Annotated in this window: 14 protein-coding genes and 1 pseudogene; 13 read left to right on the plus strand and 2 right to left on the minus strand. The window is 69.9% G+C overall.

Annotated features, from left to right (window positions below):
- Positions 1-139: 139 nt before the first annotated feature.
- The 5 genes from OG223_RS51385 to OG223_RS51405 all read left to right on the plus strand — a co-directional run bounded on the left by OG223_RS51385 (position 140) and on the right by OG223_RS51405 (position 4742).
- Entirely contained in the window at positions 140-1162 is a 1023-nt protein-coding gene (locus OG223_RS51385) for an SGNH/GDSL hydrolase family protein (protein WP_329264647.1), read from the plus strand.
- Positions 1159-1989 (plus strand): SDR family NAD(P)-dependent oxidoreductase, encoded by an 831-nt coding sequence (locus tag OG223_RS51390; RefSeq protein ID WP_329264649.1) that lies wholly within the window; start codon positions 1159-1161, stop codon positions 1987-1989. Before OG223_RS51385 ends, OG223_RS51390 begins: the two co-directional genes overlap by 4 nt.
- Before the next feature lie 120 nt (positions 1990-2109).
- The gene (locus OG223_RS51395) at positions 2110-2943 is read left to right on the plus strand and encodes an IclR family transcriptional regulator (RefSeq protein WP_329264651.1); all 834 of its coding nucleotides are present in this window, start codon (positions 2110-2112) and stop codon (positions 2941-2943) included.
- 35 nt (positions 2944-2978) lie between these two features.
- A complete protein-coding gene (locus OG223_RS51400) occupies positions 2979-4160 on the plus strand; it encodes an acyl-CoA dehydrogenase family protein (protein WP_329264652.1) in 1182 nt (393 codons plus the stop codon).
- 33 nt (positions 4161-4193) lie between these two features.
- A complete protein-coding gene (locus OG223_RS51405; RefSeq protein WP_329264653.1) occupies positions 4194-4742 on the plus strand; it encodes a flavin reductase family protein in 549 nt (182 codons plus the stop codon).
- A gap of 43 nt (positions 4743-4785) precedes the next feature.
- On the opposite strand, the gene OG223_RS51410 is transcribed toward OG223_RS51405, so the two are convergent.
- Positions 4786-5049, minus strand: coding sequence for a hypothetical protein (locus tag OG223_RS51410; RefSeq protein ID WP_329264654.1), 264 nt, complete (start codon positions 5047-5049; stop codon positions 4786-4788).
- A 131-nt stretch (positions 5050-5180) separates the two neighbouring features.
- On the opposite strand from OG223_RS51410, the gene OG223_RS51415 reads away from it, so the two are divergent.
- The 5 genes and pseudogenes from OG223_RS51415 to OG223_RS51430 all read left to right on the plus strand — a co-directional run bounded on the left by OG223_RS51415 (position 5181) and on the right by OG223_RS51430 (position 10078).
- Positions 5181-7031 carry a flavin-containing monooxygenase gene (locus tag OG223_RS51415; RefSeq protein WP_329264655.1) on the plus strand — a complete coding sequence of 617 codons (1851 nt, stop codon included), beginning with the start codon at positions 5181-5183 and terminating at the stop codon, positions 7029-7031.
- Positions 7028-7873, plus strand: coding sequence for a mycofactocin-coupled SDR family oxidoreductase (locus OG223_RS51420; RefSeq protein WP_329264657.1), 846 nt, complete (start codon positions 7028-7030; stop codon positions 7871-7873). Before OG223_RS51415 ends, OG223_RS51420 begins: the two co-directional genes overlap by 4 nt.
- A 111-nt stretch (positions 7874-7984) precedes the next feature.
- Entirely contained in the window at positions 7985-8689 is a 705-nt protein-coding gene (locus tag OG223_RS51425; RefSeq protein WP_329264659.1) for a TetR/AcrR family transcriptional regulator, read from the plus strand.
- A 309-nt stretch (positions 8690-8998) separates the two neighbouring features.
- Positions 8999-9136: pseudogene (locus OG223_RS54085) on the plus strand (NAD(P)-binding protein); the annotation flags it as partial.
- 207 nt (positions 9137-9343) lie between these two features.
- Positions 9344-10078, plus strand: coding sequence for a hypothetical protein (locus OG223_RS51430; RefSeq protein WP_329264661.1), 735 nt, complete (start codon positions 9344-9346; stop codon positions 10076-10078).
- A 43-nt stretch (positions 10079-10121) separates the two neighbouring features.
- On the opposite strand, the gene OG223_RS51435 is transcribed toward OG223_RS51430, so the two are convergent.
- A complete protein-coding gene (locus OG223_RS51435; protein ID WP_329264662.1) occupies positions 10122-13058 on the minus strand; it encodes a SpoIIE family protein phosphatase in 2937 nt (978 codons plus the stop codon).
- 264 nt (positions 13059-13322) lie between these two features.
- Between OG223_RS51435 and rutA the strand changes: the two genes are divergently transcribed.
- Genes rutA through OG223_RS51450 form a run of 3 tightly spaced genes read left to right on the plus strand, consistent with a single transcriptional unit; the run spans position 13323 to position 16586 of the window.
- Positions 13323-14396, plus strand: a complete 1074-nt coding sequence (rutA, locus tag OG223_RS51440; RefSeq protein WP_329264664.1) for a pyrimidine utilization protein A — start codon at positions 13323-13325, stop codon at positions 14394-14396.
- Positions 14397-14427: 31 nt separating this feature from the next.
- On the plus strand, positions 14428-15951 hold the full coding sequence (locus tag OG223_RS51445) for an MFS transporter (protein WP_329264666.1): 1524 nt from the start codon (positions 14428-14430) through the stop codon (positions 15949-15951).
- Entirely contained in the window at positions 15948-16586 is a 639-nt protein-coding gene (locus OG223_RS51450; protein WP_329264668.1) for an isochorismatase family protein, read from the plus strand. Before OG223_RS51445 ends, OG223_RS51450 begins: the two co-directional genes overlap by 4 nt.
- Positions 16587-16608 lie beyond the last annotated feature (22 nt).

Below are 16608 nucleotides of genomic sequence, written 5' to 3' on the forward strand. Positions count from 1 at the left end.
GGTCGCGACGCTTCCTTGACGCCAGACGGAACAGGCTCGTTAACATAGTCAAATCAGTTATGTAATTTAGATGAGTCGAGGCGACGCGTCCATGGGCCGTGGTTCGGCCCCCGCTGTCGATTGAAGAGGTGATCCGCGAATGATCCGGGTGCAGCCCGAGCGCTTCCTCCGTGGCACCCTGCCGGACCTGTCGTGGTCGGACGGCGGCTCGCGTCTTCCCCCGTCCGCCTGCCGGAAACTGACGGCGGACACCGTACGGGCCGCCCGGGTGCCGGCCGGACTGCATCTCGCCTTCACCGGTGCCGCGTCGACGATCGCGCTCACGGTTCGGACGGGGGAGCGCACCACCGTGCCCGCCCCCACCCTGCCCGAGGCACTCGTCGTCCACGTACCGGGAAGGCCGTCCACCACGGTCCCCCTGCTGTCCCGGGGGCCGGGCACCGTCCGCATCGAGCTGCCCGACCGCGATCCGGCGCGGACCGTGCGCGTCTTCCTCCCCGAGGCGTTCGGGACCGTGATCGACGGCCTCGCCGCCGACGCCTGTCTGGAGCCCGCCCCGCGCGGCCCGCTGTGGGTCGTGTACGGCGACTCCATCACCCAGGGCTGGTCGGTCTCGCAGCCCGGCCTCGCTTGGCCCTCCCTGGTCGCCGACCAGCTCGGCCTCGACCTGGTCAACCTCGGCTTCGCCGGAGCGGCGCGCGGCGAACTCCCCGTCGCCGACGTCGTGGCCGCCTCGGGCGCGGCGGCCGTGACGGTGGCCTGGGGCACCAACGCCTGGTCGTCCTTGCCGACCAGCGCCGCCCAGATCGCCGAGACGACGCGGCTGTTCCTCACCGCCGTACGCCAAGGACTCCCCGACGCTCCCGTCACGGTCGTGAGCCCTATCGTGCGTCCCGACGCCGAGGGCACCCCCAACCGGTTCGGGGCCCGCCTCACCGATCTTCGGGAGGCACTGGAGTCGGCGGTGCGGGCCTTCGCCGCCGACGCGGGGGACCGCCGGCTCACGCTCGTACCGGGATCTGACCTGGTGCCCGCCGGGCAACTCGTCGACGGAATCCATCCGGGCGACGAGGGCCATCGCAGCCTCGCGCGAGGAGTAACACCCCATGTGGCCGCCGGAGTCGGGCTTCCCGCACGACGTACCGAAGCCGGCGTCCCATGACCATGATCCCGATCAGCGAACGCACGAGGAGCGAGATGGACCTGGCGAATGTGTTCCGACTGAACGGCAGGGTCGCGATCGTCACCGGCGGCGGCAGCGGCATCGGGCGGGCGAGCGCCACCGTACTCGCCGCCGCCGGCGCCCGGGTCGTCGTAGCGGATCTCGACGAAGCCGCCGCCGAGACAACCGTGTCGGTCATCAAGGAACAGGGCGGCGAGGCGGTGGCCCGCCGGGTCGACGTGTCCGATCCGGCCGCCGTGAACGTCCTGGTCGACGGCACGGTCTCCGGACTCGGCCGCCTCGACATCCTCGTCAACAACGCCGGCATCATGATCCGCCGCCCCCTCGCGGAACTCCCACCCGAGGAATTCGACCGCGTCCTGTCGGTCAACCTCAAGAGCGTCCTCTACGGCAGCCAGGCAGCCGCCCGCGTGATGGCGCCCGGGTCGAGCATCGTCAACACCCTCTCCACCATCATCGACTTCGCCACCGTGGGCACGGGCTCCTACGCCGCGGCGAAGAAGGGCGGCGAGGCGCTGACCCGTACCTTCGCCGTGGAACTGGGACCCCGGGGCATCCGCGTCAACGGCGTCGCACCGGGCTGGACGGACTCGGGGATCACCCGGCAGCGGGGCGTCGACGACACGGGCGAGTTCCGACAGGACCGGTTCGACGAACTCGCCCGCAAGATGGCCTCCTCATCCCCCCTGGGCGCGGTCGCCGAGCCGATCGACTCCGCCTACGCCGTTCTCTACCTCTCCTCCGAGGCGAGCCGCTTCGTGACCGGACATGTGATCCGGGTCAACGGCGGCGCCTCCATGGTCTGACGGACCGTCAAGACGTGTCCCACTTCGTGATGCAGAGCCGATGAAGTCCTCTCCGACGAGAGACCCGTTGGACGACCGGCACGAGACGGCTGGCCGCCCAGGGATGCTCAGGAGGTCACAGTGTCCGAATCTCCGTCCAGCATGGTCGACAGGGTCGTCGTGATCCTCGGTGTCTTCGAGCGGTCCGCGGGACCGCTCAACCTGGGGCAGATCAGCGCGTGCAGCGGGCTGCCGCGCTCCTCCGTCCACCGGATACTCCAGCAGTTGGTCAACGCCCGCCTGCTCACCAGGAACGACAACGAGTACCGGCTCGGACTGCGCATGTTCGAGATCGGCAGTCTGGTCCCGCACCGGACCAGGATGGGCGAGGCCGCCAGGCCCCTGCTCCAGGAACTGCACGTGTCCACCGGCCATGTGGTCCACATGGCCGTGCTCGACCAGCAGGACGTCGTCTACCTGGAGCGGGTCGGCGGTTCGTTCGCGAGCACCCTTCCGTCCAGGGTCGGCGGCCGCCTCCCGGCGCACTGCACCGCACTGGGCAAGGCGCTTCTCGCGTACTCGGCCAAGGAGGTCGTGGACGAGTACCTCTGGAGCGGTCTGTCCCGTCGCACGGCCGTGAGCATCACCACCCCGCAGGCGCTGGACGCGGCCCTCGCCAGGATCCGCAGCACCGGATACGCGACCGAGTCGGGTGAGGCCGCGGCCTCGGTCGCCTGCGTCGCCGCGCCGATCCTCGTGCTGGACCAGCCGGTCGCCGCGATCTCGGTGTGCGGCCCCCAAGAGCGCGTCCGCGTCGACGAGTTGAGGTTCCAGGTCAGGTGGATCGCCGCCGAGATCGCGCGCAAGCTGATGATCACCTCACGCCGTCAGCGGCCCCGCCCCCGGCGGTTGATCACCTCTGTTCCGCTCAGCGGACACGTCGCGTCCGCCGTCGTGTCCGAGACCGGACGATGAACGCGTGACGGACCAGGAAGCGGAAGGTGGGCGGCATGGCGCACGAGGTTGTCCGGCGAGTCGAGCAGTACGGTCCCAAGCTGGCGGAACTGGCCGCAGGCAACGAGGAGTTGGGCAGGCTGAGCGACGAGACCGTCGGTCTGCTGCGCTCGGCCGGTGTGCTGCGCCTGTTGCAGGACAGGAAGTTCGGCGGTTACGCCGCTCACCCCCGGGACTTCGCCGAGGCGGTCATGGCCGTCTCCCGCCACGACGGCGCCGCCGGCTGGGTCTGCGGTGTCGTCGGGGTCCACCCCTGGGAGGTCGCACAGATGGACCCGCGCCTCTCCCAGGAGATCTGGGGCGCGGACCCCGAGACCTGGATCGCGTCTCCGTACATGCCGAACGGGATCGCCGAACCGGTGGACGACGGCTATGTCCTGTCCGGACGCTGGCCGTTCTCGTCGGGCACCGACCACTGCGACTGGGTGTTCCTGGGCGCGCTGGTGGGCGACGGCAAGGGGCGCCCCGCGTCCCCTCCGACCGTGCTGCACGTGGTCCTGCCCCGGTCGTCGTACGAGATCATCGAGGACTCCTGGGACGTGATCGGGCTGTCCGGTACCGGAAGCAAGGACGTCGTCGTCGACGGCGCGTTCATCCCGGACTACCGGACGGTGAACCAGGACGAGGTGTCGGCGGGCGAGGCGGCGGAACGCCACGGTGTCACCGAGCCCCTCTACCGGCTGCCGTTCACCTCGATGTTCCCGCTCGGGATCACCTCGGCGGTCATCGGCATCTGCCAGGGCGCGCTCGACGCCCACCTGGCCCTCCAGCGCGACCGGGTCGCCGTGACCGGAGTCCAGATCCGCGACGACCCGTACGTCCTCTACGCGGCGGGCGAGGCGGCGGCGGAGATCGCCGCCTCCCGGGTCCAACTGCTCGACGGCATCAGCCGGATCTACGACAAGGTGGCGGCCGGCGAGCCGGTGACGATCGAGGACCGCTCCACCGTCCGCCGCAACCAAGTGCGTTGCGCCTGGCGGGCCGTCTCGGCCCTCGACGAGATCTTCACCAGGTCCGGAGGGAACGTCATCCGGCGCGACAATCCGCTCCAGCGCCACTGGCGGGACGCGCACGTCGGACTGGCGCACATGATCCATGTCCCGGGCGCGGCCTATCACGCCAACTCCGTCGCCGGGATGGGACTCGAGCTGCCGCCGCCGCTGCGCGTGATGATCTGACACCTGCCTTTGCGGCCGAGGAGGAACCACGCCATGCACTCAGCCGACGGTACGAAACCCCCGTCTCCCGCTGCCGACGGGCGCCGCTTCCGGGAGGTGCTGGGCAACTTCCCCACGAGTGTCGTCGCCATCACCGCGGGAGGACCGGGGGAGCGGCCCGAGGGGATGATCGTCGGATCGTTCACCTCGGTCTCCCTCGATCCGCCCCTAGTGGCGTTCCTGGCCGACCGCTCGTCCAGCACCTTCCCGAGGATCCGCGCCGCCGGCCGCTACTGCGTCAACGCGCTGGCGGCCGACCAGGAAGCGGTGTGCCGAGCGATGGCGACCAAGGGCGCCGACCGGTTCGCCGGCCTCGACTGGCGGCCGTCCCCGCTGGGAAACCCCGTCCTCGACGGCGTCGTCGCCTGGGTCGACTGCGTGATCGAGGACGTCCTGGTGCTCGGCGACCACCACCTCGTCGTGGGACGGGTCCACGACCTGCGCGTCGAGTCGGCGAAGACCCCGCTGCTGTTCTTCCGCGGGGGCTACGGCGACTACTTCTCCCCTACGGCGATGGTGCTGGACCGGCTCGTCGGCTGGTAGCCCGGTGCCCGAGAGCGCGGGCCACCGGCCGACGAGCCACCGCTCAGCCGGCCAAGTCCGGCTCCCGCACAGTCACTTCGGCGAGTTCTATGCCCCGGGTCTGGAGCCCCTCCTCGATGAACGCCTTGAGGGAGTCGCCGTCGAGGACACAGGTGGCGCAGACGTCGTTGGAGCCCCGGGAGTAGTCGACGGTGAGGCGGGACTGCTCGGGCGAGAACTCGGCGAGACGGATGGAACCGCCGTCGGGAGCGACCATCGGCTCCAGCAGGGTGAGCACTTCCTGGACGACGTCCTGGGCTTGTGGCATGGCCGTTCTCCTCTGTCGTTGGGTGCCGGGCCTCGCTCGACCGAGACCACAAGTCATAGCATTGAGTTAGCTGATTTAGCTTTGTCGATGCCTGGGCGTGAGTCAACTGTTCCTGAGGACGGAGAAATGGCATGACATACACCTCGGCTGAGCCCGCCGATCTCGACAGGGCGCGAGCCAAGTACCGAGCCGAGCGGGACAAGCGCCTCGATCCCTCGCGCCGCGAGATCCTGGACCTCACGGGACGAGGGGAGTTGGTCGAGGATCCCTTCACGGAGGTGGCGCCGCGCGAGCCGCTCCACGACACGGTCGACGCGCTCGTCGTGGGCGGGGGATTCGGCGGACTCCTCGCCGCCGCGCATCTGCGCGAGGCCGGGGTCGACCGCGTGCGCATCGTCGAGAAGGCCGGAGACGTCGGCGGGGTCTGGTACTGGAACCGCTACCCCGGCGCGATGTGCGACGTCGAGTCCTACGTGTACTTCCCGATGCTGGAGGAACTGGGCTACATCCCCCGGCACCGCTACGCCTACGGCCCCGAAATCCTCGCCTACGCACAGAAGGTGGCGACGCGCTTCGAGCTCTACGAGCACGCGCTGTTCCACACCTCGGTGACGGGTCTGAGCTGGGACGCGGCAGGCGGCAGGTGGAGCGTCCGCACGGACCGCGACGACGCGTTCGAGGCCCGGTACGTGGTGGTGGCCCACGGGTCCTTCACCTCGCTGAAACTGCCGGCCATCGAGGGCATCGACACCTTCGAGGGCCGGCTGTTCCACACCTCCCGCTGGGACTACGACTACACCGGCGGAGGGCCCGGGGACCCGCTCGACAAACTCGGCGACAAGAGCGTCGGCGTCATCGGCACCGGTGCCACCGCCGTACAGATCGTCGCGCCCCTCGCCGCGTCGGCGAAGCAGCTCAGCGTGTTCCAGCGCACCCCCTCCACCGTCGGCGTCCGCGACAACCGCGAGACGGACCAGGAATGGGCGAAGACCCTGGAACCCGGCTGGCAGAAGCGGCGGCGTGACAACTTCACCTTCGTCACCAACGGCGAGAAGATCACCGAGGACCTGGTGCGGGACGGCTGGACCGTCTTCTATCACGCGATGCTCAGCAGCGAGGGCTACGACGACCTGAGCCCCGAAGAACTGGCCGAGCAACGGGAGTTGACGGACCTTCGGCACATGGAGAACATCCGGGCCCGTATCGACGCCGTCGTACGCGACCCCGCGACGGCCGAGGCGCTGAAGCCGTACTACCGCTACCAGTGCAAGCGCCCCTGCTTCCACGACGAGTACCTGCCCGCCTTCAACCGGCCCAACGTCCAGCTCGTCGACACCCAGGGGCAGGGCGTCCAGCGGATCACCGCGAAGGGGGTCGTGGTCGACGGCGTCGAGTACTCCCTCGACTGCCTGGTCCTCGCCACCGGCTTCGACCAGGACTCGTCCTACGTCGACCGGATCGGCTTCGACGTCACCGGTCTCGACGGCGTCACGCTCTCACAGAAGTGGAAGCACGGACCCGAGACCTTCCAGGGCGTGATGACCAGCGGATTCCCCAACTTCTTCTTCCTGCCGCCCAATTACACCCAGGGCACCGCCGCCGTGAACTTCGTCCACACACTGGAGGAGACGGTCCGTCATGTCGCCTTCCTCGTCGGCGAGTTCGAGCGGCTGGGGGTCGTGGCGGACGTCACGCAGCGGGCCGAGGGCGCGTACGTCCAGAGTGTCGTGGCGGGCTCCGGACTCGCGCTGCTGGGCGGCGGCTCCTTCCTGAAGGACTGCACACCCGGACGCTGGAACAACGAGGGCGACCCCGAAGGGCGGCCACGGAAGAACGTCAACTACCCGGGTACGTCCACCGCTTACTTCAGCATGCTGGAGGAGTGGCGCCGACGCGGCGACCTCGCAGACCTGAACCTCACACCCCGGCCCGCACCGGCCGCCGCACCCGGACCGGCCGACGACACGAGGAGGGCACGATGACCGGCACCGCCCCCGAGGCACCCGTACCGGGCACGCAGACCACCCGCCGTTTCCGGGACAAAGTCGTCTTCATCACCGGCGCGGCCCGCGGACAGGGCCGCGCCGAGGCGGTGCGCTTCGCCGCAGAGGGCGCCGACATCATCGCGCTCGACATCTGCGAGGACCTGCCCACCACCAACTACCCGGGCGCGACCCCGGAAGACCTCGCCGAGACCGCACGCCTGGTCGAGAAACTCGGCCGACGTGTCCGCACTCACAGGGCCGACGTACGCGACTTCCCCGCCGTACGGGCGGCGTTGGGGGAGAGCGTCGCCGAACTGGGGCGCCTGGACGTGGTGGTGGCGAACGCCGGCATGACGACGGCGGGCCGTGCGTGGGAGATCGACCTGGAGCACTGGCGGGCGACCATCGACATCAATCTGACCGGCGCCTTCCACACCGTGAAGGCGGCCGTCCCGCTCATGATCGAGCAGGCCACCGGGGGTGCGATCGTGTTCACCAGCTCGGTGGCCGGTCTTCGAGGACTGCCGCTGCTCGCCGACTACGTGGCGGCCAAACACGGAGTCACCGGACTGGCCAAGACACTGGCCAACGAACTCGGCCCGTACCGGATCAGGGTCAACTCCGTGCACCCGCACGGCGTGGCCACCCAACTCGTCCCCGGAATCCGCGCGTTGATCGAGAACGACGCGGAACTGGGCGCCTTCTACCAGGGCGTCCTGCCCGACGGCGTCAGCCAACCGGAGGACATCGCGGCGGCCGTCACCTGGATCGCCTCGGACGAGGCACGCCACATCACCGGAATCCAACTGCCTGTGGACCTCGGCCGTACCAATCGCTGATCGGCGGGCAACCCGACGCTCTCGTATCGTGTGGTGCTCCGGCGGGCCGACTCAGGCGGTTCCAAGATCCCTGTCACCCGCCCTGATCCCCGGAAGGCCTAAAATTCCACCATGCCAAGATCACCAGGGCACGGGCCGGACTTCGAGATCAGGCGTCAGCAGATCATCGACAGGGCGGCCGCGCTGTTCGCGCTGAAGGGCTACGCCGCCACCGGCATCGCCGAGGTCGGAGCCGCGGCCGGTCTCGGCAGGGGTGCTCTATACTACTACATGGGCTCCAAGGAGAACCTCCTGGTCGAGATCCAGGACCGGGTGATGGGCCCCATGCTGGCCTCCGCCCATCGGATCGCCGACCTGGAGGACGTCGACCCGGTGCTGCGGCTGCGCATGCTGTCGCAGACGTTGCTGGAGAACATCCTGGCCCGGCTCGATCACGTCCGGGTCTACGAGCATGACTACCGGAACCTGCGCGGCGCCCACCGTGCGCGGCTCCTGGACCAGCGCCGTGAATTCGAGGACATCGTCCAGGAGTTGCTCGTCGCCGCGATGGACGACGGTTCGTTCCGCAAGCTCGACCCGAGGCTGGCCACGCTGCAGTTCCTCAACCTGCACAACCACACCTACCAGTGGGTGAAGGCCGACGGCGCGTGGAACGCGCAGTACCTGTCGAGCGAGTACTGCACCGCCTTCTTCCGCGGATTGGGCAGCTCAGGACGGCAGTTCGACGACATCGAGGACCGCATGGTGGAGTACCTCGCCATGAGAGAGTCCGCCGTCCCCGAACCGCTGCCCCATTCCGGCCTCGACCGACCCTGAACCCGGGTCGCGTCGGGTTCCGGTCGGCTCGGGCTACCGCGGTCGCGGTACGTGCGCCGGGTATGTGTGCTCCACCGACGGTGTGTTGTGTTCGGAGCATTGCCCCGCCGTATCCGCGTCCGTTACCGTGACGGCGATTGATTCGCTGACCGATCGGTACAACCTCCGAAGTCCCGCGCCGGAGCGGGAGATTGCTCGACATCTGGAGGGCTCTTGAGTGAATCGACGAACGCCTCGGGCGAAGAACATCCAGGCGTCGTACATGATCGAGCGGGGATCGCGTTCGCGCCGAACGAGGTGGACGTGCTGGTGATCGGAGCCGGCGCCACAGGTATCTACCAGCTCTGCCGCGCTCGCGAAGAGGGATTCTCCGCGCTGTTGTTGGAGGCCGGTCACGGAGTAGGTGGAATCTGGTCCTGGAAACGGTCTTTCCAGACGGCGCCCGAAGGAGTACGCGTCGACGGGAGCCGCTCGTTCCCGGGAAAGTGGTGGGAAGAACAGGCCCGCTCCGACGAGGTGCCCGGGCCGCCCGAGATCGGACGCTGCCTGGATCACCTGAACCACGTGGTCGACCGCTCCGGCATACGCCGTGGAATCCGGTTCGGCACCACCGTGCGGTCGGCGGTGTACGACGATCCCTCCGGGACCTGGACCGTGACGACCACCGACGCCGTCGAGTACCACGCCCGCTTCCTCGTGGCCACCACCGGTGTCCTCGCGGCCCCGACGAAGAGAACACGCGACTTCATCTGTATGCGCGTCGCGCTGATCGAATCAGGCCTGAGCGGCGCGCGGTACACCGCACCCCGGAATGAATTCCCGCAAGGCGGGCGTGAGGGAAATTCCGTGGTCGACATGATGAAAGAGCGTCAGGTGTCACGCCCGAATGCCCGCAGACTGGTCAAGAACTCCGGGACGGCGAAAGGATCCGACGCCGTCGGTTTCGACACCGTTCGCGCGACCGAGTCCGGCCTCGACGACGACGCGTTGAAACGCATGGGGGTCCGGGGCCGGGAGGGTCTCAAACTCGGGGGCTATTGGGCGAGCGGTCCCCGCACCTACCTCGGCGTGATGACGGCGGGATTCCCCAATTTCTTCTTTCCCGGCGGTCGTTACACCACCCTCCGCGACAACCCGCAATGCGCGGGAGACCAGGTCGATCTCGTCACCGGCGCACTCGTGTACGCCCGCGATCACGGCCACGACGTCGTCGAGGTAGAACTCGCGGCGGAGGAGGAATGGACGAACCTGATGGAGAACGGCGAATCCCATCCGACGCACTCTTCCCCGAGCGGGGCTGAATTGTCCCGCCTGCGCGAGATGGCCGTGGCGATCGCGGACTACGAGTACGCGGGATTCATCTTCTCCAACAGGGACGACGCGGCCTGACCCAGCCCCGTCCCCATCGCGTCGTACCGCCCGCCGCGGACCCTCAGTCCTCGTCCCCGAAAGGCAGCCCGTCGAGGTCCCCGGTGAAGTCCTCCACGCTCGGGAACATCAACTCCATGGCGTCGTCGGGGAGTTCCTGCCGGCCCCCGGCAACGCTCAGCGCCTGCTCCGTCCAGATGCACTTGCCCGTCGGCGTGTAACGCGTGCCCCAGCGCTGGGTGAGCGCGGTGACCAGTTGCAGTCCGCGGCCGCCCTCGTCCGTCTCCGTGGCGCGGCGGATCCGGGGCATCGTCAGGCTGCCGTCGAAGACCTCGCAGATCAGCTCGGCGCCGTGCAGCAGGCGCAGGCTGACCGGGCCCTTGGCATGGCGTACGACGTTGCCGACCAGCTCGCTGGCCAGGAGTTCCGTGGTCGGGGTCAGCTCCTCCAGGCCCCAGGTGCGCAACTGCTCCCGGACGTGGCGGCGGGCCTGGCCGGCCGCCCGTGGATCCTCGGGGAGCGGCCAGGAGGCGATGTTGTCACTGGTCAGGGCGTGCAGCCGGGCGACGAGGAGGGCGGCGTCGTCGGCCGTCGACTGGTCGGCGGGGAGCAGGCCCGCCGTGAGGGTGTCGCAGAGCTGCTCCAGGTCCGCCTCCTCACCGGACTCGGTCCTGTGCGCCGAACTCAGCAGCCGGGCCAAGTCCGCCATGCCCTCGTCCATCTCGCGCTTCGACGACTCCACCAGACCGTCGGTGTACAGCACCAGCAGACTTCCCTCCGGCACCTTCAACTCGACCGTCTCGAACGGCGGTTCCGCCGCGCCGAGGGGCGGATCGGCCGACAGTTGCGGGAAGTGCACGGTGCCGTCCGGGTGGACCACCGCCGGCGGCGGATGCCCGGCCCCCGCGATCGAACAGATCTGGGTCGTCGAGTCGTAGAGCGCGTACAGACACGTCACGTACGACTCCTCGCCCATGCCGGCGACGAGTTCGTTGAGGTGGCTCATGATCTCGTCGGGCGGCAGCTCCAGGTCGGCGAGGGTGTGCAGCGCCGTGCGCAGGCGGCCCATCGTCGCCGCCTCCGGGAGGCCGTGGCCCATGACGTCGCCCACCACGAGGGCCACCTGGCCGCCCGAGAGCGGGATGATGTCGTACCAGTCGCCGCCCACGTCCATGCCCTGCCCCGCGGGCAGGTAACGGGCGGCCGCGGTGCACGCCGGCAGCTCGGGCAGGGCCCGGGGGAGCAGGCTCCGCTGGAGTTCGCGGGACCGGGTGTGCTCGGCGTCGTAGAGCCGGGCCCGCTCCAGGGCCTGGGCGACGAGGGCGCTGATCGTGGACAGCAGCGTGCGTTCCTCGTCGGTGAGCCGACGGGCGCGCTCGAAGGCGACGACGCAGACGCCGAAGGTGTTCCCGGACGCGGTCAGCGGCAGGAACGCCCACGCCTCCTTCCCCGCCCGCTCCGGTCTGGCGGCCAGCTCGGGATAGCGGGCGGCGTACTCCTCGACCGAGGAGAGGAACAGCGGCTGACCGGACGCGATCACGTCCCAGCCCGGCTCGCCGGGGGTCCGGACGCGGCCGTCGACGGTGCCCAGGAAGTGGTCCGGGTAGCCGTCCGCGCCCACGGTGTGCAGCCGGTCGCCCTCGACGGCCTGCACCAGGAGCCCGGTGGCGGCGAACGGCGGCAGCACCCGGCTGGCGACCGCGGCCACCACGTCCTGCGAGGTCGTCGCCTTGGCGAGGGCGGCCGTCAACTCGCCCATCCGCACCGCGCGTCGGGCCACCGCCAGCTCGGAGGCCCGGCGCTCCTCCTCGTGCTGACGCTTCTCCGTGACGTCGGTCAGGTACAGGGTGACGCCGTCGGGACCCGGGACCAGCCGCAGGTGATAGCGGCGGCCCGCGTCCCCCAACCGGGCGTCGAAGCCGACGGGCGTCTCCTCGGCGGCGGCCTTCCGGCAGCGCTCCTCCAGGCCGGGGACGTCCCGTGCCGTGGGCAGCCCCCACAGGAGGCGCCCGAACAACTCCTCCTCCGAGAGGCCCAGGATGCGCTCCGCCTCCAGGTTGCCGAAGGTGATCCGCCACTCCTCGTCCACCGCGAGGAAACCGTCGCTCATGTGGCGCAGGGCCCGGCTGAGCGCGTCCCGGGCGGACCGGGACTCGTTGCTCTCCCAGCCCACGCCGATCATCCGCAGGGGCTCGCCCTGTTCGTCGTAGGTCGCCCTGCCGCGGGCCTGCGTCCAGCCGTACGTGCCGTCCAGGCGCCGCACCCGGTACTCGGCCTCGAACACGCCGTGCTCGCGGATCGCCCGGTCCACCGCGTCCAGCGTCGGCGCCAGGTCGTCGGGGTGGACGCACGCCATCCAGTTCTCGACCCGGGCGGTGTAGTCCTCGGGCCGGGTGCCGTAGAGCTCCAGGGCCGCCTCGTCCCAGATCAGCTCGCCGCCCTGGATGTCCCAGTCCCACGAGCCGACACTGACTTCCTTCAGCGCCTGCCTCAGCCGGTCACGGTTGCCGCCCGCCTCCGCCTGGGAGGGCCCGGAGGGCGGGGGCGCCTGGCGCATGCGCTCCTCGGTCCACGCGGCCAGATCCCGCAGGAAGCCCCACTGCGGCGGGGTGGGCTCGCCCTGCTCGCCCATCAGGACCGTGAGCGCGCCGATGCTGCGGCGGCCGCTCGACACCGGTACGGCGGCCAGACCGGTGCCGGGCCAGGCCAGATCCTGACCCGTGGGCGCGGCCGGCACCGGCACCCACACACCACTGCCCTGGTGGAGGGCCTTGGCCGGGGCTGTCGGACCCTCCTGGTCGATGATCTCCCACGGGCGCGTGAGGGCCGGCGGCAGACCGGTAGAGGAGACGAGCCGCAGCGCCGACATCGGCCCGCGCAGGTGAATCGCTCCACCGAGAGCGCCCAGCTCACCCACCGCGTGCTGCAGTGCCAGCCGGAAGACCTCGCTCTCGGTGACGCCGGGGTCCACGGTGCCGAGCAGAGCCAGACGTGCGTTCATACCGTAAATTTTACCGTTCCCGCCTCACATAACGCGGTGCTGCGCAGGACTCTCACCTTTGCCCCTGGCTCTCGCACACGGCTCCCAACAGGCAGCATTCCAGACCGAGTTGCATCGGAGTCCCACCCCTGTCCGCTCGGGTGACAATACTCGGCATCCGGGGGAACGGGGCGTCGTGAGCGGGTATGGAACCCCTTGATCATGTCCGCGCGTTGTCACCCCGTCAGACTCACCCCTCCCGCCCACCCCTCAACGAGGAGCTGCATGGACATCGGCGTCTTCATCCCCATCGGCAACAACGGCTGGCTCATATCGAAGAGTTCACCGCAGTACCTGCCCAGCTTCGAGCTGAACAAAGCCATCGTGCAGAAGGCCGAGGAGCACGGGCTCGACTTCGCGCTGTCGATGATCAAACTCAAGGGGTTCGGCGGCGAGACCGAGTTCTGGGACCACAACCTGGAGTCGTTCACGCTGATGGCGGGCCTGGCCGCCGTCACGGAGCGGATCAAGCTGTACGCCTCCACCCCGATCCTGGTCCTGCCCCCGGCGATCGTCGCGCGCATGGCCACGACGATCGACTCCATCGCCCCCGGCCGGTTCGGCATCAACATCGTCACCGGCTGGGCACCCGGCGAGTACTCCCAGATGGGCCTGTGGCCCGGCGACGAACACTTCGGCAACCGCTATGCCCGCGCCGCCGAGTACGTCACCGTGATGAAGGAGCTGTGGAGCGAGGGCGTCAGCAACTTCAAGGGCGAGTTCTACGCGATGGACGACTGCGTGCTCTCCCCGCGCCCGGCGGACGGGCACATCGACATCGTCGCCGCGGGACAGAGCAACACCGGCATCCGGTTCGCCGCCGAACACGCCCAGTACAACTTCATCCTCGGCAGCGGCGTCAACACCCCGCTCGCGCTGTCGGACACCACGGCCACCCTCGTGGACGCGGCGGCGGAGACAGGCCGTGACGTCGGCGCGCTCTCCCTCTTCATGGTCATCGCCGACGAGACCGACGAGGCCGCCCGGGCGAAGTGGCAGGACTACCACGACAACGCGGACCACGCCGCGCTGGCGTACATGGCCGGCGAATCGGCCACGGACACCACGGCCGACGACACCTCCACCGCCCGCACCATCGTGCTGCCCGAGGGTGCGGTGAACTTCAACATGGGCACACTGGTCGGCTCGTACGAGACCGTCGCGAGGCTGCTCGACGAGGTCGCCGAGGTCGAGGGCACCAAGGGGATCATGCTCGTCTTCGACGACTTCCTGGAAGGACTGGAGAACTTCGGCACCCGCATCCAGCCCCTGATGAAGTCGCGGTCGCGGGCGGAGTGAGCGTCGCGGGGGAGGGACCGGGCGTGCGGTCGTGACCGTCGCCCGACGCCCGTGGCGGGTGTTCGCGGCCACCGCCGTAGGAGTGGTGGCCGTGTTCCTCAACATGAGCGGGCTCGCCGTCGCGCTGCCCACGATCACCCGGGAGCTGGGGGCGGAGCCCGGGCAGGCCGAGTGGATCCTGCTCGGCTACATGCTGGTCACCACCGCGCTGATCCTCGTCTTCGGCCGGATCGCCGACATCGTCGGCCGCCGCAGCCTGTACCTCGCCGGGCTCGTCGTCTTCACCACCGGGACCGGGCTCGCGGCGCTCGCCCCGTCGGCGGGGTTCCTGATCGCGGCCCGGGTCGTGCAGGGCGTCGGTGCCGCCGCCGTGATCACCAACAACACGGCCCTGCTGACCGACGTGTTCCCCGCCCGGACGCTGGGCCGGGCCCTCGGCTGGAACGTCACCGTGGCCGCCACGGCCCAGGTCGCCGGGCCGGTCGTCGGCGGCGCGGCGACCCAACTGCTCGGCTGGCGTGGGCTGTTCGTCGTCTGCGTACCGATCGGGCTGGTCGCGATCGGCGCATCGCTACTGGCCGTTCCGGCGGGCGGAGCCGGCACCGCCCGGCGGCCCGGCGGGGTCCGTGAACCGTTCGACCTGCCGGGTGCGCTGCTGTCCACGGCGATGCTGACCGCCCTGGTCCTCACCCTGACACCCGGCGTCACGGCCGGCGTCGCCGACTGGCTGCCGTGGGTCTGCGGCGGCGCCACCCTCGCGCTGTTCACGGCCTTCGCCGTCGTCCAGACGCGGCGCGCGCACCCCCTGGTCGACGTGGCGCTGCTGCGTACCCGTGCGATCGCCCTGGTGCTCGCGGCCGTGCTCGCCAACGCGGTCGGCGGCTACGCCGTCGTCCTCCTGGCGTCGTTGCACGAGCAGGCGGTCGGCGGCGCCACGTCCCTGGAGGCGGGGGTGCTGGTGACACCGGTCGCGGCCGGCACGCTGATCACCTCGGCCGCCGCCGGTTCCCTGTTCGACCGCTTCACCCCGCGCACGCTCACGACAACGGGCATGGCGGTGACGGCGTGCGGGCTGCTGGGCTTCTCACTGACGCTCTCGACGACGGCGGTGCCGTTCCGGGCAGTGGCGCCGTTCCTCTTCCTCGTCGGGGCCGGCACCGGACTGTTCATGACGCCGAGCACGAGCGCGCTGATGCTCGGCGTGCCCGCCGACCGACGCGGAACGGCCAACGGCCTGCGGTCCACCACACAGAACGTGGGCTACCTCCTCAGCACGGCCCTCGCGCTCGCGTTCACCACCACGGGGCTGAGCGAACCGGCCCGACAGGCCGCCTACGACGGGACACTGAACACCCTCAACGTGCTCGCGTCCGGCGAGTTGGACCGCTTCGTCGCCAACATCCGCGCCACTGGATTCCTCCTCACGGGCATCACCGTGGTCGGGGCAGTCGTCTGCCTGGCGTTCCCCACGTCGCTGCGGGCACCCCGTACCGCCGAGGCAGTCACCGTGAACACCCCACCGGAGTCCGCCACTTCACGAAGGACATCGCCATGACCGGTTCCCCGCAGGAGGACTACGAGCGCGCCGGGTTCGACGGGCGCCTCACCCCCGGCACGTCCCCGGCCCTCATCCTGGTCGACCCCGCCCGCGCCTACGTCGACCCCGACTGCCCGCTCTACGCGGGGGTCGAACCGGCGGCCGACGCAATGAGGCTTCTCCTGGCCGACGCACGCCGGGCCGGGATCCCGGTGATCATCACGCGGGTGCTGCTGCGGGCGGACGGCGGCGACGGCGGTCTCTTCCTCCGCAAGGTGCCCGTCCTGCGGGTGTTCGCCGAGGGCAGCCCCTTCGCCGAATTCATCGACGGCCTGGCCCCGGCACCGCACGACCTGACCGTGACGAAGCAGTGCCCCAGCGCCTTCTTCGGCACCGAACTCGCCGACCGGCTCACGGCCGACGGCATCGACACCCTGTTCATCGGCGGGCTCTCGACGAGCGGCTGCGTCCGTGCCACCGCCCTGGACGCCATGCAGCACGGATTCGTACCGATCGTCGTCGAGGAAGCGGTGGGCGACCGGGACCCGGACATCCACGCGGCGAACCTCTTCGACATCAAGCACAAGATCGGCGAGGTCTGGCCGCTCGGGCGGGTTCAGGAGTACCTCGGGTCTCTCGGTGAGGGTGCGTGAACCACCGGACAAGGAGCGCGGG

Origin of the sequence: Streptomyces sp. NBC_01478 (assembly GCF_036227225.1) — a bacterium.
Lineage (GTDB): Bacteria > Actinomycetota > Actinomycetes > Streptomycetales > Streptomycetaceae > Streptomyces.

Bases quoted from the DNA above. Each gene is read 5' to 3' on its own strand.
- OG223_RS51410 (WP_329264654.1), bottom strand. From the start codon at position 5,049: ATGCCACAAGCCCAGGACGTCGTCCAGGAAGTGCTCACCCTGCTGGAG.
- OG223_RS51450 (WP_329264668.1), top strand. From the start codon at position 15,948: ATGACCGGTTCCCCGCAGGAGGACTACGAGCGCGCCGGGTTCGACGGG.
- OG223_RS51425 (WP_329264659.1), top strand. From the start codon at position 7,985: ATGCCAAGATCACCAGGGCACGGGCCGGACTTCGAGATCAGGCGTCAG.
- OG223_RS51390 (WP_329264649.1), top strand. From the start codon at position 1,159: ATGACCATGATCCCGATCAGCGAACGCACGAGGAGCGAGATGGACCTG.
- OG223_RS51415 (WP_329264655.1), top strand. From the start codon at position 5,181: ATGACATACACCTCGGCTGAGCCCGCCGATCTCGACAGGGCGCGAGCC.
- rutA (WP_329264664.1), top strand. From the start codon at position 13,323: ATGGACATCGGCGTCTTCATCCCCATCGGCAACAACGGCTGGCTCATA.
- OG223_RS51400 (WP_329264652.1), top strand. From the start codon at position 2,979: ATGGCGCACGAGGTTGTCCGGCGAGTCGAGCAGTACGGTCCCAAGCTG.
- OG223_RS51405 (WP_329264653.1), top strand. From the start codon at position 4,194: ATGCACTCAGCCGACGGTACGAAACCCCCGTCTCCCGCTGCCGACGGG.
- OG223_RS51420 (WP_329264657.1), top strand. From the start codon at position 7,028: ATGACCGGCACCGCCCCCGAGGCACCCGTACCGGGCACGCAGACCACC.
- OG223_RS51385 (WP_329264647.1), top strand. From the start codon at position 140: ATGATCCGGGTGCAGCCCGAGCGCTTCCTCCGTGGCACCCTGCCGGAC.
- OG223_RS51435 (WP_329264662.1), bottom strand. From the start codon at position 13,058: ATGAACGCACGTCTGGCTCTGCTCGGCACCGTGGACCCCGGCGTCACC.